The sequence below is a fragment of the Thalassobellus citreus genome (genome assembly GCF_044385915.1).
GTDB lineage: Bacteria > Bacteroidota > Bacteroidia > Flavobacteriales > Flavobacteriaceae > Thalassobellus > Thalassobellus citreus.
Genome location: NZ_JBISCC010000079.1, coordinates 1 through 3,227, shown reverse-complemented (window position 1 = coordinate 3,227; position 3,227 = coordinate 1). Strand labels below are relative to the sequence as shown.

Below are 3,227 nucleotides of genomic sequence, written 5' to 3'. Positions count from 1 at the left end.
GATACGAGTGAGTCAGTTATCAGAGTGTTTTTTTCTAATTCCGATAATGCTTTTGTACTTTCTTTTGTCAGTTCAAATTCGTAATTATTAGTCGGAAATATTTTCATTCAGCGTTCAGTTTGGAAATGAGGCACAACGGTTGTGTATAAGAATAGTGCGTTTTTGTGTCCGAGGATTTTCCGCAGGAAAATCAGAGTGACTAAAAAAGTACTAACCTTTTGATTAAGAAATAAATTTAAGCATTATTTCTTATACTTTGTTGTGCGCAGGCTTTTTTAATCAGATTGATGAACCCAATACAGTTCTCCATTTCTATATGTTATTATTCCTCCACCTGCTTCTTCTTTTCCAACGTATATACTTGGTCTCTCCAAATTCACAATTTTGTCGCCAACTAATTCTCCATCTTTCACGATAACCTCAAAAGTTTCCTTGTCAGAAACAACACACCATAAATTAACCCAACCAATAGCATTTGGAAATCCGTTATATTCTTCTTTTCCACAACCAATTGAAATTAAATCTTGTCCTTTTTCTTCAATTATTAATTTCGGACAATCTTTTTTGTCAAAGTATATTCGTTCCAATATTCCGTTTCCATTTAGGTCAAGGCTTATAGTATCTGTAACACGATATTCTTTGTAATTGTTAAATTCAAAAAACTCTGGATGTGTCCAATCTCCAACTTTTTTATTTTCAGATTTAAGTGATTCAGTTTTTACTTTTTCAGTCAGTTCAATTTGTTTTTCAATGACTTTAGTTTCAATAACGGATTCTGTTTTCAGAACTTTTGTTTCGCTATTGACATTTCCTTTGTCTTTACAACTTAAAAGAGTAATTAATGTTAAAATCAGAAAGAAATAGTTTTTCATTTAGTTCGGTTTTCAGCTTGCACACAACGGTTACGTATAATATTAGTGGCGCGTTTAAGCACTAATTTAGTAAATAGAAACTTGCCAGCGGAAAATTCCGAAGGAATTTTCCAAGTAAGCTAAAATTAGCCATTAATTTTATGCTTTGTTGTGCGTAGGCTTATCCTGTTTGAATCAAATACAATATAGAACATATAAGTCCTAAACTCATAAAAAAGAACACCAAAAACTTACTTAGAGCTGAATCTAAATTCATATCCTTATTAACATAAACAGCCCAGAAAATAATCAAAATGTAAATAATGGTATATATTAAAGACATCCAGTAAATAGTACCTTCGAAACTCGCAAATGCTTTGTTTTTAAAATCTGATTTTTGTCTAATATCTTCATCAAGGTTAAGATTTAAAACTTCTCCACCAACAATTCGAGATGTGATTTTAGGAAGTACTTTATCGTTAGGTGAAGTAACATAAAAATTTATATCTATAACATCTTTTGGATTAAGTAAATCTGGCTTTAATATTAATGTGTTTCCTGATTGTAATTCTTGGTTTAATTTAATATTAGAAGGTTTAGTATTTATTGAGTATTTTAAAACTTTCACAGAATCTTGAAAGTTGATATGAATAGAGTTTAATAATTCAGAGTTAAGTATCGGAACATTTCCAGTATTTGTCAAAATTGAAGAAATGGAATATAGGTTGAATACTTGTTCATTATCAAAAAAAACTTTAATTGATTCATCAGAAATATTTTTGTCTGAAACCAATTCAGTAATAGCAATATTTTTAAAAGATAATTCTTTTACATTTTTTGAAATAATGAATAAAACAATCGGTAATACAATACCAATAATTGTCATCAGTGTTTTAAAATCAAAAATCTTCTTCATTCAATATAATTTATAGTGTATTTTTCGTGCTTACGCACAACGTTTACGTATAATATTAGTGGCGCGTTTAAGTACTAATTTAGTAAATAGAAACTTGCCAGCGGAAAATTCCGCAGGAATTTTCCAAGTAGGTTAGAACTAGCCATTAATTTTATACTTTGTTGTGCGTAGTTATTATTATTCAATTTGTTTTAAAATCCAATTCATTAATTCCTTTTTGTCTACTGAAATCCAAGTTCCGTCCACATTTTTCTTTTCAGATTTACTGTCGTTCGGATATATCACTTTTAATTCGGACTTATTGTTTCCTGCTAGTTTTAATTCCGCTATCAGTCCAACCATATCTGGTCCGTTATTGTCAAAAGGTGTCTTTCTTTTCTTTTTAAGCCAATACTCAATCGCTACTTGCATATATGCTCTAACAGCTAAGTCTTTGTAGTATTTTATATGGCGACTTTCCTCGTCAAAATAGCTGTAAGAAGAAAAGTCGAGATAGTTTTCCAAGTTTGTTTTAGGTGTTCCATTGAGATGTTGCTCTAGCAAATATGTAGTCAATGTTCCTTCCCAAACCGAGCCTTCGTTATAATTGATTCTAATATCTCTTGCTCCCTCGTTATATTGTCTTACCCAATCGAGTGCCGAATCGCAAATAACCAATCCGATTAGATTAAGTTTGAAATCAGTCTTGGTTTTTTTGATACATTCTACGTATTTCATTGCTCTATGTCCCGACAAACCAGTTCCGATTAGAAATACATTGTTATTTGGCAAATTATGTTCTTTAAAGGCTGTTTTGATTATTTGGTGAGCAGTTTGGCTCGAATTATCTGTGAAATAAAAGTCCAACGGGATTTCTGTTGAAACAGACAAAACGGCAAAGCCTTTTTTATTTGCTTGTTTGTATATCAGTTTTGCACTTTTATTCTTTTTGTCAAATTCAGAACCCTCCAAGAAGATAAGTGTTCCAATAATTTTGTCCTTTTTGGGTATTGAAAGTGTATAACCTTTTTGGATGTATTTTAAGAAATCTTTTTCTCCTTTTCCAATTCTTATGCTGTCATTTTTTTCGGGTTCATATTCTTGAATGAGATTTTGGGCGAAAGTGTTATTGCAGAAAATAGACAGCAAAATCAAAAGTAAAAATGTTCTGAAAAATTTGTTCATTTTTTCGTGGTTCTAATTACGCACAACGGTTTTGTGTATGATTAGTGGCGTGTTCCACGCACCTAATTTAGCAAATAAAAACCGAATAGAAAATCCGCGAGGATTTTCGTAAGTAGGCTAAAACTAGCCGTTAATTATACACGTTGTTGGGTTTTAGTGCTTTTTATGTCAGATAAATACTTTTGTCAGTTTATTTTTTCGGTCAAATATTGTTTCCGCAATCTGGCAAAAGTCAGACGTTTTATTTGTCCGATTTTATTTTGTTCCGCAAACAAGCTCAAAAGTCCGAAATGATT

At 31.2% G+C, this 3,227-nt stretch carries 3 protein-coding genes; all 3 read right to left on the bottom strand.

Features of this window, described 5'->3' with window-relative positions:
- Nucleotides 1–275: 275 nt before the first annotated feature.
- Nucleotides 276–872 (bottom strand): hypothetical protein, encoded by a 597-nt coding sequence (locus ACH5TX_RS00595; RefSeq protein ID WP_439337617.1) that lies wholly within the window; start codon nt 870–872, stop codon nt 276–278.
- Nucleotides 873–1,032: 160 nt separating this feature from the next.
- The gene (locus ACH5TX_RS00590) at nt 1,033–1,767 is read right to left on the bottom strand and encodes a hypothetical protein (RefSeq protein WP_439337616.1); all 735 of its coding nucleotides are present in this window, start codon (nt 1,765–1,767) and stop codon (nt 1,033–1,035) included.
- Between the two features lie 177 nt (nt 1,768–1,944).
- On the bottom strand, nt 1,945–2,931 hold the full coding sequence (locus ACH5TX_RS00585; protein WP_439337615.1) for a hypothetical protein: 987 nt from the start codon (nt 2,929–2,931) through the stop codon (nt 1,945–1,947).
- Nucleotides 2,932–3,227: the final 296 nt, after the last annotated feature.